12 protein-coding genes and 1 rRNA gene are annotated in these 15,593 nt (G+C 71.5%); 3 read left to right on the top strand and 10 right to left on the bottom strand.

What is annotated here, in order from left to right:
- Positions 1-6: 6 nt before the first annotated feature.
- The 9 genes from OG710_RS15655 to OG710_RS15615 all read right to left on the bottom strand — a co-directional run bounded on the left by OG710_RS15655 (position 7) and on the right by OG710_RS15615 (position 9,917).
- Positions 7-1,532, bottom strand: a 16S ribosomal RNA gene (locus tag OG710_RS15655).
- 706 nt (positions 1,533-2,238) lie between these two features.
- Entirely contained in the window at positions 2,239-3,048 is an 810-nt protein-coding gene (gene proC, locus OG710_RS15650; protein ID WP_330239874.1) for a pyrroline-5-carboxylate reductase, read from the bottom strand.
- A gap of 74 nt (positions 3,049-3,122) precedes the next feature.
- Positions 3,123-3,911: an ABC transporter permease gene (locus OG710_RS15645; RefSeq protein ID WP_330239873.1), complete on the bottom strand. Its 789-nt coding sequence runs from the start codon at positions 3,909-3,911 to the stop codon at positions 3,123-3,125.
- Positions 3,908-4,675, bottom strand: a complete 768-nt coding sequence (locus OG710_RS15640) for an ABC transporter ATP-binding protein (protein WP_111330139.1) — start codon at positions 4,673-4,675, stop codon at positions 3,908-3,910. Before OG710_RS15640 ends, OG710_RS15645 begins: the two co-directional genes overlap by 4 nt.
- A gap of 86 nt (positions 4,676-4,761) precedes the next feature.
- Entirely contained in the window at positions 4,762-5,337 is a 576-nt protein-coding gene (locus tag OG710_RS15635; protein ID WP_111330138.1) for a hypothetical protein, read from the bottom strand.
- A 61-nt stretch (positions 5,338-5,398) separates the two neighbouring features.
- Positions 5,399-7,249, bottom strand: a complete 1,851-nt coding sequence (gene ilvD, locus OG710_RS15630; protein WP_330239872.1) for a dihydroxy-acid dehydratase — start codon at positions 7,247-7,249, stop codon at positions 5,399-5,401.
- Between the two features lie 128 nt (positions 7,250-7,377).
- Complete coding sequence (locus tag OG710_RS15625; protein WP_111330136.1) at positions 7,378-7,992, bottom strand: TetR/AcrR family transcriptional regulator; 615 nt, start codon at positions 7,990-7,992, stop codon at positions 7,378-7,380.
- Complete coding sequence (locus OG710_RS15620; RefSeq protein ID WP_111330135.1) at positions 7,989-8,822, bottom strand: sugar phosphate isomerase/epimerase family protein; 834 nt, start codon at positions 8,820-8,822, stop codon at positions 7,989-7,991. The genes OG710_RS15625 and OG710_RS15620 overlap by 4 nt, the downstream gene beginning before the upstream one ends.
- A gap of 87 nt (positions 8,823-8,909) precedes the next feature.
- Positions 8,910-9,917 carry a Ppx/GppA phosphatase family protein gene (locus OG710_RS15615; RefSeq protein WP_330239871.1) on the bottom strand — a complete coding sequence of 336 codons (1,008 nt, stop codon included), beginning with the start codon at positions 9,915-9,917 and terminating at the stop codon, positions 8,910-8,912.
- A gap of 65 nt (positions 9,918-9,982) precedes the next feature.
- Between OG710_RS15615 and OG710_RS15610 the strand changes: the two genes are divergently transcribed.
- Positions 9,983-10,849 (top strand): hypothetical protein, encoded by an 867-nt coding sequence (locus OG710_RS15610; RefSeq protein ID WP_330239870.1) that lies wholly within the window; start codon positions 9,983-9,985, stop codon positions 10,847-10,849.
- A 22-nt stretch (positions 10,850-10,871) separates the two neighbouring features.
- On the opposite strand, the gene OG710_RS15605 is transcribed toward OG710_RS15610, so the two are convergent.
- Positions 10,872-12,698, bottom strand: a complete 1,827-nt coding sequence (locus OG710_RS15605; protein WP_330239869.1) for a hypothetical protein — start codon at positions 12,696-12,698, stop codon at positions 10,872-10,874.
- A 136-nt stretch (positions 12,699-12,834) separates the two neighbouring features.
- On the opposite strand from OG710_RS15605, the gene radA reads away from it, so the two are divergent.
- Both radA and disA read left to right on the top strand, forming a co-directional pair.
- The gene (gene radA, locus OG710_RS15600) at positions 12,835-14,247 is read left to right on the top strand and encodes a DNA repair protein RadA (protein ID WP_330239868.1); all 1,413 of its coding nucleotides are present in this window, start codon (positions 12,835-12,837) and stop codon (positions 14,245-14,247) included.
- Between the two features lie 146 nt (positions 14,248-14,393).
- Positions 14,394-15,518 carry a DNA integrity scanning diadenylate cyclase DisA gene (gene disA / locus OG710_RS15595; RefSeq protein ID WP_111330132.1) on the top strand — a complete coding sequence of 375 codons (1,125 nt, stop codon included), beginning with the start codon at positions 14,394-14,396 and terminating at the stop codon, positions 15,516-15,518.
- Positions 15,519-15,593: the final 75 nt, after the last annotated feature.

Raw genomic sequence — 15,593 nt, 5'->3', positions numbered from 1 at the left:
CCTTAGAAAGGAGGTGATCCAGCCGCACCTTCCGGTACGGCTACCTTGTTACGACTTCGTCCCAATCGCCAGTCCCACCTTCGACAGCTCCCTCCCACAAGGGGTTGGGCCACCGGCTTCGGGTGTTACCGACTTTCGTGACGTGACGGGCGGTGTGTACAAGGCCCGGGAACGTATTCACCGCAGCAATGCTGATCTGCGATTACTAGCAACTCCGACTTCATGGGGTCGAGTTGCAGACCCCAATCCGAACTGAGACCGGCTTTTTGAGATTCGCTCCGCCTCACGGCATCGCAGCTCATTGTACCGGCCATTGTAGCACGTGTGCAGCCCAAGACATAAGGGGCATGATGACTTGACGTCGTCCCCACCTTCCTCCGAGTTGACCCCGGCAGTCTCCTGTGAGTCCCCATCACCCCGAAGGGCATGCTGGCAACACAGAACAAGGGTTGCGCTCGTTGCGGGACTTAACCCAACATCTCACGACACGAGCTGACGACAGCCATGCACCACCTGTACACCGACCACAAGGGGGGCACCATCTCTGATGCTTTCCGGTGTATGTCAAGCCTTGGTAAGGTTCTTCGCGTTGCGTCGAATTAAGCCACATGCTCCGCTGCTTGTGCGGGCCCCCGTCAATTCCTTTGAGTTTTAGCCTTGCGGCCGTACTCCCCAGGCGGGGAACTTAATGCGTTAGCTGCGGCACCGACGACGTGGAATGTCGCCAACACCTAGTTCCCAACGTTTACGGCGTGGACTACCAGGGTATCTAATCCTGTTCGCTCCCCACGCTTTCGCTCCTCAGCGTCAGTAATGGCCCAGAGATCCGCCTTCGCCACCGGTGTTCCTCCTGATATCTGCGCATTTCACCGCTACACCAGGAATTCCGATCTCCCCTACCACACTCTAGCCTGCCCGTATCGACTGCAGACCCGGAGTTAAGCTCCGGGCTTTCACAACCGACGCGACAAGCCGCCTACGAGCTCTTTACGCCCAATAATTCCGGACAACGCTTGCGCCCTACGTATTACCGCGGCTGCTGGCACGTAGTTAGCCGGCGCTTCTTCTGCAGGTACCGTCACTTTCGCTTCTTCCCTGCTGAAAGAGGTTTACAACCCGAAGGCCGTCATCCCTCACGCGGCGTCGCTGCATCAGGCTTTCGCCCATTGTGCAATATTCCCCACTGCTGCCTCCCGTAGGAGTCTGGGCCGTGTCTCAGTCCCAGTGTGGCCGGTCGCCCTCTCAGGCCGGCTACCCGTCGTCGCCTTGGTAGGCCATTACCCCACCAACTAGCTGATAGGCCGCGGGCTCATCCTTCACCGCCGGAGCTTTCAACCTTCTCCCAGGAGGGAGAAAGTGGTATCCGGTATTAGACCCCGTTTCCAGGGCTTGTCCCAGAGTGAAGGGCAGATTGCCCACGTGTTACTCACCCGTTCGCCACTAATCCACCCCGAAGGGCTTCATCGTTCGACTTGCATGTGTTAAGCACGCCGCCAGCGTTCGTCCTGAGCCAGGATCAAACTCTCCGTGAATGTTTTCCCGTAATCGGGACCACACATCACGAGAGCGGAACGAGCAAGGTCGGAATATGACCCGTCGTCCACTGCGTCCTCGCTGTGTTTTTTGCCTGCCCGATCCACAAGGGATCGCACAGGACTTTCAAAGGAACCTCCAACCTGCCGAAGCAGGCCGGGGTATCAACATATCTGGCGTTGACTTTTGGCACGCTGTTGAGTTCTCAAGGAACGGACGCTTCCTTTGTACTCACCCCTGCGGGCTTTCCTCCGGGCGCTTCCCTTCGGTCTTGCGTTTCCGACTCTATCAGACTCTTTCGTGTCCGATTCCCGGTCGAAGCGGGTCAATCATTTTTTCGCTTTCCAGGTCTTCGCTTTCGCGTTTCCCTTTCCGGCGAGTCCGACTCTATCAGATCCTTTCGGGCCTGATTCCCAGTCAGCGGGGCTTGTCCTCCCGGCCGTTGGGCCGTTCCGACGAGTGAGACATTAGCGGAATCCTGGGCCCCGACGCTAATCGGGGTCACGCTCCTTCGAACGTGGATTCCTCATTTCGCATATGCGCACAGCAAGACATGCGACAGCTGTCGCGTGCTCGTTGTGGTTACTGCGGAATGGCTGTCCGGGGACCGACCGGGGTCGGCGCTCACGTCGGACAACTCGGAGCACACTACGTACCGGGAGGCGGCGTGTCAACCCAAGGGTTGCCCATGGCTGCCGAGCGGGGTCAGCCGTTGCCGGAGGCCAGCTCGCGGCTGCGGTCCCGGGCCGCTTCGAGGGCGGCGATGAGGGCCGCTCGTACCCCGTGGTTCTCCAGCTCGCGGATGGCGCTGATGGTCGTGCCGGCCGGGCTGGTGACGGCCTCGCGGAGCTTGACCGGGTGCTCGCCGCTGTCCCGGAGCATCACGGCGGCGCCGATCGCCGCCTGCACGATCAGGTCGTGGGCCTGGGCGCGCGGCAGCCCCAGCAGGATGCCCGCGTCCGTCATCGCCTCCACCAGGAAGTAGAAGTACGCCGGGCCCGAACCGGACAGGGCGGTGGCCGCGTCCTGCTGGGACTCCGGAACGCGCAGGGTCTTGCCGACGCCCTTGAAGATGGCCTCCGTCGCGGCGAGGTGCTCGCTCGTGGCATGGCTGCCGCCCGAGATGACGGACATGCCCTCGTCCACCAGGACCGGCGTGTTCGGCATGACGCGTACGACCGGGGTGCCGGCGCCGAGGCGCTCCTCGATGAACGCGGTCGTGATGCCGGCCGCCGCGCTGATCACCAGGCGGTCGGCGGTGAGGTGCGGGGCCAGCTCGTCCAGGAGGCGGCCCATGTCCTGGGGCTTGACCGCGAGGATGAGGATGTCGGCCCGCTTCGCCGCCTCCGCGTTGGTGACGGCGTCCACGCCGTAGCGGTCGCGCAGTTCGGCGGCCCGGTCCGAGCGGCGGGTGGTGACCAGCAGGTCCGCCGGGCGCCGGCCGCTCCGGATCACCCCGCTGAGCAGGGCCTCACCGATCTTGCCGGTACCGAGGACTGCAACTGTCTGGGTCATGCCGTTCACCCTCCGGGCGGTGCTCGATGTGCGCGGTGCTCAGTGCTCGTCGGCGCCATCTTCGCACCGCCCGGTCACACGGTGCGGCGGCGGAGCGTGGCGGTGCCGAGGCCCAGGACCAGCAGCGCGCAGCCCGCGACGATCAGGACGTCGCGGACGAAGGCGCCGGTCACGTCGGCGTGCCGGAGGACCTCGTTCATGCCGTCCACGGCGTACGACATGGGCAGCACGTCCGAGATGGCCTCCAGGAACGGGGCCATGCGGTCGCGCGGCACGAAGAGGCCGCAGAGCAGGAGCTGCGGGAAGATCACCGCGGGCATGAACTGCACGGCCTGGAACTCGGAGGCCGCGAACGCCGAGACGAACAGCCCGAGTGCCGTGCCGAGCAGCGCGTCCAGCAGGGCGACCAGGAGCAGCAGCCAGGGCGAGCCCATGACGTCCAGGCCGAGGGCCCACACCGACAGGCCGGTGGCCAGGAGCGACTGGAGTACGGCGACGGCGCCGAAGGCGAGCGCGTAACCGGCGATCAGGTCGCCCTTGCCCAGCGGCATGGCGAGCAGGCGCTCCAGGGTGCCGGAGGTGCGCTCGCGCAGGGTGGCGATCGAGGTCACCAGGAACATCGTGATCAGCGGGAAGATGCCGAGCAGCGAGGCCCCGATGGAGTCGAAGGTGTGCGGGGAGCCGTCGAAGACGTACCGCAGCAGGGTGATCAGGACGGCCGGGACCAGCAGGAGCAGCGCGACCGTGCGGGGGTCGTGGGCGAGCTGGCGCAGGACGCGGGCGGCGGTGGCCAGGGTGCGGGCGGGGCTCAGCGGCGGCGCGCTCCCCGCAGGAGCTGCGAGGGCGGTGTGGGTGGTGGTCATCGGTCGTTCTCCTTGCGGTGGGCGGCCGCGTCGACCAGGTGGAGGAAGGCCGCCTCGACGGTGTCGGTGCCGGCGGTGGTGCGCAGGGCTTCGGGGGTGTCGTCGGCGAGGATGCGGCCCTCGCGCATCAGGAGCAGCCGGTGGCAGCGTTCGGCCTCGTCCATGACGTGCGAGGAGATGAGCAGGGTGGTGCCGCGTTCGGCGGCGAGGGTGTGGAACAGCTGCCACAGGTCGCGGCGCAGGACCGGGTCCAGGCCGACGGTCGGTTCGTCGAGGACGAGCAGGTCCGGGGTGCCGAGGAGGGCGACGGCGAGGGAGACCCGGGTGCGCTGGCCGCCGGAGAGGTTGCCGGCGAGGGCGTCCTCGTGGCTGGTCAGGTCCACTTCGGTGAGCGCGCGGGTGACGGCGGCGCGGCGCTCGTCGCGGTGGGCGCGGCCGGGCCGGAGGATCGCGGCGAAGTAGTCGAGGTTCTGCCGGACGGTGAGGTCGGTGTAGACGGAGGGCGCCTGGGTGACGTACCCGACGCGGGGGCGCAGGGAGGGGTGTCCGGCGGGGCTGCCGAGCACCGTGAGCGTGCCGGTCACCTTGGCCTGGGTGCCGACGACGGCGCGCATGAGGGTGGATTTGCCGCAGCCGGAGGGGCCGAGGAGGCCGGTGATCCTGCCGGGTTCGACCGTGAAGTCGAGGCCCTGGAGGACGGTGCGGCTGCCGCGTACGACGGTGAGGCCACGGGCCTCGACGGCGCTGCCCGAAGAATTCATCATGTGATGAATTCTTGTCGCCGGGGCGCGACGCGTCAAGGGGCCGCGCGTCTGCGCGGCCCCTTGTGGGTGTGGTGGTGGTGCGGTGGTTACCGGCGGCGGGGCTTCTTGCCCTTGCCGGGCTTGCGGCCGGCCGGGTTGCCGGTGCGGGAGGCGCGGCGCTTCTCGTAGCGGGCGACGGCCTCCTCGTACTCCGTGCGCCGGAGCTTCTCGCCGGGTGCCTCGGTGAACGTACGGAAGAAGTACGCGAGCAGGGAGCCGACGAAGCCGATGGTCTTGAGGCCGCGCAGGTTGTCCTCGCGGGCGGGGTCGGCCGGGCGACTGCCGAAGCCCTCCCAGGTCTTGCGGAAGGCGATGGCGCTGCAGATGGCGAACATCGCGATGACCAGGGCGCCGACGAAGCCGCCGATGTCGGCGATCTCCAGGCCCTGGAAGGCGAAGCGCAGGACGAAGCAGGAGGCGACGGCCGCGGCGAGCGAGCCGATGGCGGCTCCGGCGCGGCGCAGCCCGTAGTGGCCGTCGTGGTGGACCCAGGTGGTGCCGAAGAAGCGCAGCGGCTCGGGCTGCGGGCCCTGCGGGGTCGCGGGGGCGCCGGCGGAGGCCGCCGCGGGCTCGGGCGGGCCGGGGGCCGTGCCCTCGTCGGGGGTCTCGCTGTTCTCGCTCACGGTGTCGATTATCCCGCAGCCGGGCGCGGCCCCCGCGTGGGGCGGGGGCCGCGCGGCGGGGTCAGCCCAGCTTCGAGACGTCGCGGACGGCGCCGCGGTCGGCGCTGGTGGCCATGGCCGCGTACGCGCGCAGCGCGGCCGAGACCTTGCGCTCGCGGTTCTTCGGCGCGTACACGCCGTTCAGCGCCTCGCGGCGGGTGGCCAGCTCGTCCTCGGGGACCAGGAGGTCGATCGAGCGGTTCGGGATGTCGATGCGGATGCGGTCGCCGTCCTCGACGAGCGCGATCGTGCCGCCGGAGGCCGCCTCGGGCGAGGCGTGGCCGATGGAGAGGCCCGACGTACCGCCGGAGAAGCGGCCGTCCGTGATCAGGGCGCAGCTCTTGCCGAGGCCGCGGCCCTTGAGGAACGAGGTCGGGTAGAGCATCTCCTGCATGCCGGGGCCGCCGCGCGGACCCTCGTAGCGGATGACGACGACGTCGCCCTCCTTGATCTCCTTGCGGAGGATCTTGTCGACGGCCTCCTCCTGGGACTCGCAGACGACGGCCGGGCCCTCGAAGGTCCAGATCGACTCGTCCACGCCGGCCGTCTTCACGACGCAGCCGTCCACCGCGATGTTCCCCTTGAGGACGGCGAGGCCGCCGTCCTTGGAGTACGCGTGCGCCACGTCGCGGATGCAGCCGCCGGCCGCGTCCAGGTCGAGGGTGTCCCAGCGCTCCGACTGCGAGAAGGCGGTCGCGGAGCGGACGCAGCCGGGGGCGGCGTGCCACAGCTCGACGGCCTCGGGCGACGGGGAGCCGCCGCGCACGTCCCAGGTCTTGAGCCACTCGGAGAGCGTGTCGGAGTGCACCGCGTGCACGTCCTCGTTGAGCAGGCCGCCCCGGTGCAGCTCGCCGAGGATGGCGGGGATGCCGCCGGCCCGGTGGACGTCCTCCATGTAGTACGTGCCGCCGGGCGCCACGTTGGGGGCGACCTTCGACAGGCACGGGACGCGGCGCGAGACCGCGTCGATGTCCGCCAGGTCGTAGTCCAGCTCCGCCTCCTGGGCGGCGGCCAGCAGGTGCAGGATCGTGTTGGTGGAGCCGCCCATGGCGATGTCCAGCGCCATCGCGTTCTCGAACGCGGCGCGGGTGCCGATCGAGCGGGGCAGGACCGTCTCGTCGTCCTGCTCGTAGTGGCGGCGGGTGATCTCCACGACCGTGCGGCCGGCCTCCTCGTACAGCGCCCTGCGGGCGGTGTGCGTGGCGAGGACGGAGCCGTTGCCGGGCAGGGAGAGGCCCAGGGCCTCGGTCAGGCAGTTCATCGAGTTGGCGGTGAACATGCCGGAACAGCTGCCGCAGGTGGGGCAGGCGTTCTCCTCGATACGGAGGATGTCCTCGTCCGAGACGTTCTCGTCCACGGCGTCGCTGATGGCGTTGATCAGGTCGAGCTTGCGGACCGTGCCGTCGACGAGGGTGGCCTTGCCGGCCTCCATCGGACCGCCGGAGACGAAGACCGTCGGAATGTTGAGGCGCATCGCGGCCATCAGCATGCCGGGGGTGATCTTGTCGCAGTTCGAGATGCAGATGAGGGCGTCGGCGCAGTGGGCCTCGACCATGTACTCGACGCTGTCCGCGATGAGGTCGCGGGAGGGCAGGCTGTAGAGCATGCCGCCGTGGCCCATGGCGATGCCGTCGTCCACCGCGATGGTGTTGAACTCACGGGGCACGGCACCGGCGGCCTTGATCGCCTCGGAGACGATGCGGCCGACCGGGGCGAGGTGGGTGTGACCGGGGACGAACTCGGTGAAGGAGTTGGCGACGGCGATGATCGGCTTGCCGATGTCCTCGCTCGCTACGCCGGAGGCCCGCATGAGGGCGCGGGCGCCCGCCATGTTGCGGCCGTGGGTGACTGTGCGGGACCTCAGCGTGGGCATCGTCCTTCACTCCTTCTGCGTTCAAGACTGTGGTCGAGGGTACGTCGGCGGTGCCAGGATGTGGACCGGGTGTCCGATATACGGAATGGCCGGGCTCGGCGCGGCGGGGTTCCCGCGCGGCGGGGCCGTTATGCCGTCAGGTAGCGCTGAAGGGTGGGCGCCACCATCGTGATGATCTCTTCGGGGTCCGTCGAGGCCAGGGGTTCGGCCTTCAGTACGTATCTCAGTATCGCGATCCCCACCATGTGCGAGGCCGCCAGTTCCGCGCGGAACGTCGCGTCCGGGATGTCCAGGCCCGCCGCGACCCGGTCCAGGAGGCGGCGGAGCACGAAGCCCCGCAGGACGGCGGCGGCCGCCTCGTGGGTGAGGGCGGAGCGGAGCACGGCGAGCAGGGGCGCGCGGGTGGCCGGGTTCTCCCAGATGCCGATGAAGGCGCGGGCCAGGCGCTCGCCCACGTCGGCGGAGCCGCCCTCCAGGACCGCCGGGACCAGCAGGGCGGGCTCGAAGGACAGCTCGATCGCGGCGGCGAAGACCTCGTCCTTCGTACCGAAGTAGTGGTGGACCAGCGCCGGGTCGACGTCGGCCGCCCGTGCGATGCCCCGGACCGAGGTCTTGTCGTACCCGCGCTCGGCGAACTGGGCGCGGGCGGCCTCCAGGATGCGGCTGCGCGCGTCGGGGCCGGTGTCGGCCGCGGCACGGGCGGGGCGGCCCCGGCGTTTGGGGCCCGGTGCGTCGGGGGTCATGAGCGGGGGGCGCGCTCGGAGGGCGAGGCGGCGGCGAGGTGGAGCCGGGTGAAGGCCAGCGCCTCGGCGAGGTCGGCCTCCCGTTCGGCGGTGGACATGGCCCGGCGGGTGTTGACCTCGATGACGACGTGTCCGCCGAAGCCGGAACCGGCCAGCCGCCCCAGCAGTTCGGCGCAGGGCTGGTCGCCGCGGCCGGGCACCAGGTGCTCGTCCTTGTTGGAGCCCTTGCCGTCCGCGAGGTGGACGTGGGCCAGCCGGTCCCCCATCCGGTCGACCATCGCCAGCCCGTCCGTGCGGGCGGTCGCGGTGTGCGACAGGTCCACCGTGAAGTGCCGGTAGTCGTCGTTGGTGACGTCCCAGTCGGGGGCGTACGCGAGCATCTCGCGGTCCCGGTAGCGCCACGGGTACATGTTCTCGACGGCGAACCGGACGTCCGTCTCGTCCGCCATCCGCCAGATCCCGGTGACGAAGTCGCGGGCGTAGTTGCGCTGCCACCGGAACGGCGGGTGCACGACGACCGTGGTGGCGCCGAGCTTCTCGGCGGCGGCGCGGGCCCGCTGGAGCTTGACCCAGGGATCGGTGGACCAGACCCGCTGGGTGATCAGCAGACAGGGCGCGTGCACCGCGAGTATCGGCACCTGGTGGTAGTCGGAGAGCCGGCGCAGCGCCTCGATGTCCTGGCTGACCGGGTCGGTCCACACCATGACCTCGACACCGTCGTAACCGAGGCGCGCGGCGATCTCGAAGGCCGTAGCCGTCGACTCCGGATAGACCGAGGCCGTCGACAGGGCGACCTTCGCATCCGGGACGCGCACCGCTGGTTCTGCCACGCTGAACAGCGTACGGGCAGTGCCGCGCCGCGCCGAAGGAGTGCGAGCGGAAAGTGACAAGGGCCGCACCTGCCGCCGGGCCCGCCGTCAGCCGGACGCGCCGACGCCCTCCGGAGACGGGCCACCGGCGCCCTGCGGAGGCAGCTCCCCGGCGCCCTCCCCGGACTGCGGCGGCAGGTGGTCCAGGCGGCGCAGGATCACTCCCTCGCGCAGCGCCCACGGGCAGATCTCCAGCTCCTCCACGTCGAGCAGGTCCATCGCGCCCTCGGCGACCAGCGCCCCGGCCAGGAGCTGGGCGGCGCGGCCCTCGGAGACGCCGGGCAGCGTGCCGCGCTCCTCGGCGGTCATCACGGCCAGCTTGGGCACCCACTCCTCCAGCGCCTTGCGGCCGAGGGTGCGCGGCACGTCCTGGCCGTCGCCGGAACGGGCCCCGCCCGCGATCCTGGCGAGCTGCTTGAACGTCTTGGAGGTGGCCACGACGTGGTCCGGGCGGCCGAGCCGGGTGAACTCGGCGACGCTGCGGGCGATGCGCGCCCGTACGTGCCGGCGCAGCGCCTTGACCTGCGCCGGGTCGGGCGGGTCGCCGGGCAGCCAGCCCGCGGTGAGGCGCCCGGCCCCCAGGGGCAGCGAGACGGCGGCGGCCGGTTCCTCGTCCAGGCCGTACGCGATCTCCAGCGAGCCGCCGCCGATGTCCAGGACCAGCAGCCTGCCCGCCGACCAGCCGTACCAGCGGCGGGCGGCGAGGAAGGTGAGCCGGGCCTCCTCCGTACCGCTGACGACGGTGAGGCGGACGCCCGTCTCGTCCCGCACCCGCTGGATGACCTCGTCGGCGTTGGTCGCGTCGCGGACGGCGGAGGTGGCGAAGGCGAGGACGTCCTCGCAGCCCTTGTCCTCGGCGGCGTCGAGCGCGCCGGCGATCGTCCTGACCAGCCGGTTCACGCCGAGCGGGCCTATCGCGCCGTCCCCGTCGAGGAGTTCGGCCAGGCGCAGCTCCTCCTTGTGCGAGTGGGCGGGCAGCGGGCGGGCGCCGGGGTGCGCGTCGACCACCAGCAGGTGGACCGTGTTCGACCCCACGTCGAGGACTCCGAGTCTCATGGAGGAAACGCTACTGCGGGCGGCGCGCCGGTCGGACCGGAACCGGTCGGACATACCCTGGCCCCGTGCCAAAGACGAAAAAGGCGAAGCCGGGCAAAGCCACGAAGAAGCAGGACAGCGCGCAGGACATCAAGCACGTGGAGAAGGTGGAGATGCACACGCCGGTGGCGGCGGAGCCCGATCCTTCCGACGAGCAGGGGCTCGACTTCCCGCGCGCCTGGGTGGAGTTCCCCGATCCGGCCGACGACGAACAGGTCTTCCGCTGCGATCTGACCTGGCTGACGTCCCGGTGGACGTGCGTCTTCGGCAGCGGCTGCCAGGGCATCCAGGCGGGCCGCGCGGACGACGGCTGCTGCACGCTGGGCGCCCATTTCTCGGACGAGGACGACGAGAAGCGGGTCGCCGGGCATGTGGCGCGTCTCACTCCGGAGCTGTGGCAGTTCCACGACGTGGGTACGGAGACGGGCTGGACCCAGACCGACGAGGACGGAGACCGCCAGACGCGCCGCTGGCAGGGCTCGTGCATCTTCCAGAACCGGCCGGGCTTCCCGGCGGGCGCGGGCTGTTCGCTGCACATCCTGGCGCTGCGGGAGGGCCGCGAGCCGCTGGAGACGAAGCCGGACGTGTGCTGGCAGCTGCCGGTGCGGCGGACGTACGAGTGGATCGACCGGCCGGACGACACGCGGGTGCTCCAGGTGTCGATCGGTGAGTACGACCGCCGGGGCTGGGGTCCGGGCGGCCACGATCTTCACTGGTGGTGCACGTCGGCGGTCTCGGCGCACGGGGGCGGCGAGCCGGTGTACGTGTCGTACCGGCCGGAGCTGATCGAGCTGATGGGCCGGGAGGCGTACGACACGCTGGCCGCGCTGTGCGAGCGGCGGCTCGCCTCGCAGCTGCCGATGGTGGCCCCGCACCCGGCGGACCCGGCGTAGTACGCGGCCCCGTCCGGCGCGGTCAGTCCGCCCGCGGCGGGGTGCTCGGGCCCTTGGGCGGGGCGGGCGGTTCGGACGAGCCGGCCGGGTCCGGGGTGGGGCTCGGGCCGGGGTCGCTCGGGGTGGGCGTCGGGTCGGTGGGCTCGGGCGTGGGCTCCGTGGGCCGGGGGGTGGGCGTGGTCGGGTCGGCCGGGACCGGCGGGTGCGGGTTGCCGTGCGGCCGGGCCGGACGCGGGGTGACGCCGGGGAGGTGCGCCTTGGCCCCGTAGCCGTGGAGGGCGACGACGGCGCCGGTGGGCGCGAGGGTGAGATGGGCGGTCCAGGGGCCGCCGGGCTCCCGCGCGTGGTCCACGACGGCGCGCAGGGTGGTGCTGGCGCCCGCGGGGAGCCGTCCGGAGGTCCGGCTCAGGCGCACCCAGGACCGGTCGGTGGCGGCGGACCAGGAGACCGGTCCGGCCTCGGACGCGGTGAGCGTGATCAGGGTGGTGGAGCCGGAGGTGCGGGTCTCGACGGTGAGCCGGTCCGCGCCGCGGCCCGCGGGGTCGCGGGAGGCTGCGGCGCCCGCGCTGACGACCTCGGCGGACACCTCGGGGAGCGGGTCGCGGCCGGTGGAGCGGCTGCCGGGGCGGGCGTTGCCGGTGTTCTCGTAGGGGGCCGGGGTGGTCTCGGCGCCGTTGTCGTCGTCGGCGGCGCTGACCGGGGTGCCGTCGCGGCCCTCGCCGGTGAGCGGCGCGCCCCGGTAGGCGGACCAGAGGGCGATGACGGGGGCGGCGACGACGGTGGCGACGACCGTCGTCGTCATCACCCGTGAGCGCAGCCGGTCGCGGCGGGCGGCGTGGTCCTTGGGGTCCATGGGGAAGCCGCTGCGGTCGAAGCGCGGGGTGGCGGACCGATTCTTCTGACGTTTCTGCGCGTGCAGCATGGCCACGTACGCGGAGGGGCGCGGCGCCTCCACGACCGGCAGCGCGGCGGCGGTCGGGGTCACCGCTTTTCCGGGCCAGGGCGAGGCGGCTCCGGCGCGCTCGGCGGCGCGGCGGCAGCGCGGGCAGTCGTCCACGTGCCGGACGAGTTCGCGGCGGAGGGTGGCGGAGAGCAGGGCGCGGCGGTCGCCGGTGAGCCGGCCGGCCGCGGGGCAGTTGCCGGTCTCGACGACGGCCAGGGCGGCCCGGGTGCGCTCGACCTCGCAGGCGGCGCCGGCCAGCAGTTCGCGGGTGGTCGCCGCGTCGAGGCCGAGGACGGCGGCGACCGCGCGCGGGGGCAGCCCGTGCCGTACGGCCAGTTCGAGCGCTTCGCGCTGCTCCGGGGTGGTGCCGGCCGCCTCGGGCCAGGCCAGCCGGGCCAGCTCCCGCGCGTGCGCCTCGGCGGCGGGGGTGCGGTGGGGGCGGGAGGCGTCCGGGCGGGAGGCGTCGGGGCGGGAGGCGTCGGGGCGGGAGGCGTCCGGGCGGGAGGCGTCCGGGCGGGAGGCGTCGGGGCGGGGGTGGGCGTCCGGGCGGTGGGCGGTGTCGGGGCGGAGGCGGGGGTCGGTGCGGCGGTGGGCGCGGCGGCCCTGCTTCCGCTCGGCGAGCCGGCGCAGGCACATCCACCGGGCCAGGGCGTACAGCCAGGTTTTACGTTCCTCCTCGTCCTCCGGGCAGCGGCCGGTCTGGCGTTCGGCGAGGGCCAGGACGTGGCCCAGGGCCTCGGTCGCGGCGTCGTGGTCGCAGAGGACGGAGAGGCAGTACGTGAACAGGCCGTCGAGGTGGGGTTCGTAGCGGGCGGGCGGCTGCCGGGGCGAGGAGCGGGGCGCGCGCTGCGGGTCCCGGGGTGCGCCGGGGGTGTTCGTGGGCGTCTCCAGCCTGCTGCTCGTCACCCTTGCGACCGTAGGCAGGTGGCGCGCTCCCCCGGTACTTCTTGCGGACATTTAACCCTTACGGGTGAAGGTTTCGCGTGATGTCGGGCGGGCTTCGGCGGCGGCGTTGTCAGTCCTCACCGCTACGGTGGGCGCCATGGCTGCCCGTACGAAATCCGCGAAGGACCGGCCGTCCTACCGTTGCACCGAATGCGGCTGGACCACCGCGAAGTGGCTCGGCCGCTGCCCCGAGTGCCATGCCTGGGGGACGGTCGAGGAGTTCGGCGGTGCCCCCGCCGTGCGGACGACGGCGGCGGGCCGGGTCTCCTCCGCCGCGCTGCCCATCGGCCAGGTGGACAGCCGGCAGGCCACCGCCCGGCCGACCGGCGTGGGCGAGCTGGACCGGGTGCTCGGCGGCGGTCTGGTGCCGGGTGCCGTGGTGCTGCTCGCGGGCGAGCCGGGCGTCGGGAAGTCCACGCTGCTGCTGGACGTGGCGGCGAAGGCGGCGAGCGACGAGCACCGGACGCTGTACGTGACCGGTGAGGAGTCGGCCTCGCAGGTCCGGATGCGGGCCGACCGCATCCGGGCGATCAGCGACCATCTCTATCTCGCGGCGGAGACGGATCTGTCGGCGGTGCTCGCCCATCTCGACGCGGTGAAGCCGTCGCTGCTGATCCTGGACTCGGTGCAGACCGTGGCCTCGCCGGAGATCGAGGGCGCGCCGGGCGGGATGGCGCAGGTCCGCGAGGTGGCGGGGGCGCTGATCCGGGCCTCCAAGGAGCGCGGGATGTCCACGCTGCTCGTCGGCCATGTCACCAAGGAGGGCGCCATCGCCGGGCCCCGGCTCCTGGAGCATCTGGTGGACGTGGTGCTGTCGTTCGAGGGCGACCGCCATGCCCGGCTGCGCCTGGTGCGCGGCGTCAAGAACCGGTACGGGGCGACGGACGAGGTCGGCTGCTTCGAGCTGCACGACGAGGGCATCACGGGCCTCGCCGATCCGTCCGGCCTGTTCCTGACCCGGCGCGACGAGCCGGTGCCGGGTACCTGCCTGACCGTGACGCTGGAGGGCAAGCGGCCCCTGGTCGCGGAGGTGCAGGCGCTGACGGTGGACTCCCAGATCCCCTCCCCCCGGCGCACCACGTCGGGCCTGGAGACCTCGCGGGTGTCGATGATGCTCGCGGTCCTGGAGCAGCGGGGCCGGATCAGTTCGCTGGGCAAGCGGGACATCTACAGCGCGACGGTGGGCGGGGTGAAGCTCTCCGAGCCGGCCGCGGACCTGGCCATCGCGCTGGCGCTGGCGAGCGCGGCGAGCGACACACCGCTGCCGAAGAACCTGGTCGCGATCGGTGAGGTGGGGCTCGCGGGCGAGGTCAGACGGGTCACGGGGGTGCAGCGCCGGCTCGCCGAGGCGCACCGCCTGGGCTTCACGCACGCGCTGGTCCCGACCGATCCGGGCAAGGTCCCGGCCGGGATGCGGGTGACGGAGGTGGCCGACATGGGCGACGCGCTCAGGGCGCTCCCGCGCCGCTCCCGCGCACAGGCCCCGCAGGAGGACGGCGTACGCCGGTAGACTTTGCCCTGGTCTCGCCCGTCCGTACGAACGGCACGTGGGACCGGGGGGATGCCTCGGACACTCCCCGGGTCCTTCGATTGGATTCGGCCTGCTCCGTGCGACAGGCCCCCAGGGCACCCCAAACCTGTGACCGGAGGAGTGCAGTGGCAGCCAGCGACCGGGCAGCATCGCCCGGAAAGTCCGGCCAAACCACGGGCAACGAAGCGCTGATGCGCGCCTCGTTGAGCGCCGTCGCGCCCGGAATGGCCCTGCGGGACGGCCTGGAGCGCATTCTCCGCGGCAACACCGGCGGGCTGATCGTGCTCGGCATGGACAAGACCGTCGAGTCGATGTGCACGGGCGGTTTCGTGCTGGACGTGGAGTTCACCGCGACCCGGCTGCGCGAGCTGGCCAAGCTGGACGGGGCGCTGATCCTCGACAAGGACATGACGAAGATCCTGCGGGCCGGTGTGCAGCTGGTCCCGGACGCGTCGATCCCCACCGAGGAGACCGGCACCCGGCACCGCACGGCGGACCGGGTCTCCAAGCAGTGCAACTTCCCGGTGGTCTCGGTCTCCCAGTCGATGCGTCTGATCGCGCTGTACGTGAACGGGGAGCGCCGGGTCCTGGAGGAGTCGGCGGCGATCCTGTCCCGCGCCAACCAGGCCCTGGCCACGCTGGAGCGGTACAAGCTGCGGCTCGACGAGGTCGCCGGGACGCTCTCCGCGCTGGAGATCGAGGACCTGGTGACCGTCCGGGACGTGACGGCGGTCGCCCAGCGCCTGGAGATGGTCCGGCGGATCGCGACGGAGATCGCGGAGTACGTGGTGGAGCTGGGCACCGACGGCCGGCTCCTTTCGCTCCAGCTGGACGAGCTGATCGCCGGCGTGGAGCCGGAGCGCGAGCTGGTCGTGCGCGACTACGTGCCGGAGCCGACCGCGAAGCGTTCGCGCACGGTGGCGGAGGCGCTGACCGAGCTGGACTCGCTGAGCCACACGGAGCTGCTCGAACTCGCGGTCGTGGCGCGGGCGCTGGGCTACAGCGGCTCGCCGGAGACGCTGGACTCGGCGGTCTCGCCGCGCGGGTTCCGGCTGCTGGCGAAGGTGCCCCGGCTGCCCGGCGCGATCATCGACCGGCTCGTGGAGCACTTCGGCGGTCTGCAGAAGCTGCTCGCGGCGAGCGTGGACGACCTCCAGACGGTGGACGGGGTCGGCGAGGCGCGGGCGCGCAGTGTGCGCGAGGGCCTGTCCCGGCTGGCGGAGTCGTCGATCCTCGAACGGTACGTGTAGGGCCGGGGGCCCACGCGGGGCCGGCGCGGACCGGGCCCACGCGGGGCCGCGGGGGCCCGCGAGGTCCGGGCCGGC

The organism is Streptomyces sp. NBC_00525, from assembly GCF_036346595.1.
Lineage (GTDB): Bacteria > Actinomycetota > Actinomycetes > Streptomycetales > Streptomycetaceae > Streptomyces.
The sequence above is the reverse complement of the archived record's forward strand: the minus strand, read 5'-3'. Positions and strand labels throughout refer to the sequence as shown.

Coding starts and splice junctions, on each gene's coding strand:
- proC (WP_330239874.1), bottom strand. CDS start 3,048: ATGACCCAGACAGTTGCAGTCCTCGGTACCGGCAAGATCGGTGAGGCC.
- OG710_RS15645 (WP_330239873.1), bottom strand. CDS start 3,911: ATGACCACCACCCACACCGCCCTCGCAGCTCCTGCGGGGAGCGCGCCG.
- OG710_RS15640 (WP_111330139.1), bottom strand. CDS start 4,675: ATGATGAATTCTTCGGGCAGCGCCGTCGAGGCCCGTGGCCTCACCGTC.
- ilvD (WP_330239872.1), bottom strand. CDS start 7,249: ATGCCCACGCTGAGGTCCCGCACAGTCACCCACGGCCGCAACATGGCG.
- OG710_RS15625 (WP_111330136.1), bottom strand. CDS start 7,992: ATGACCCCCGACGCACCGGGCCCCAAACGCCGGGGCCGCCCCGCCCGT.
- OG710_RS15615 (WP_330239871.1), bottom strand. CDS start 9,917: ATGAGACTCGGAGTCCTCGACGTGGGGTCGAACACGGTCCACCTGCTG.
- radA (WP_330239868.1), top strand. CDS start 12,835: ATGGCTGCCCGTACGAAATCCGCGAAGGACCGGCCGTCCTACCGTTGC.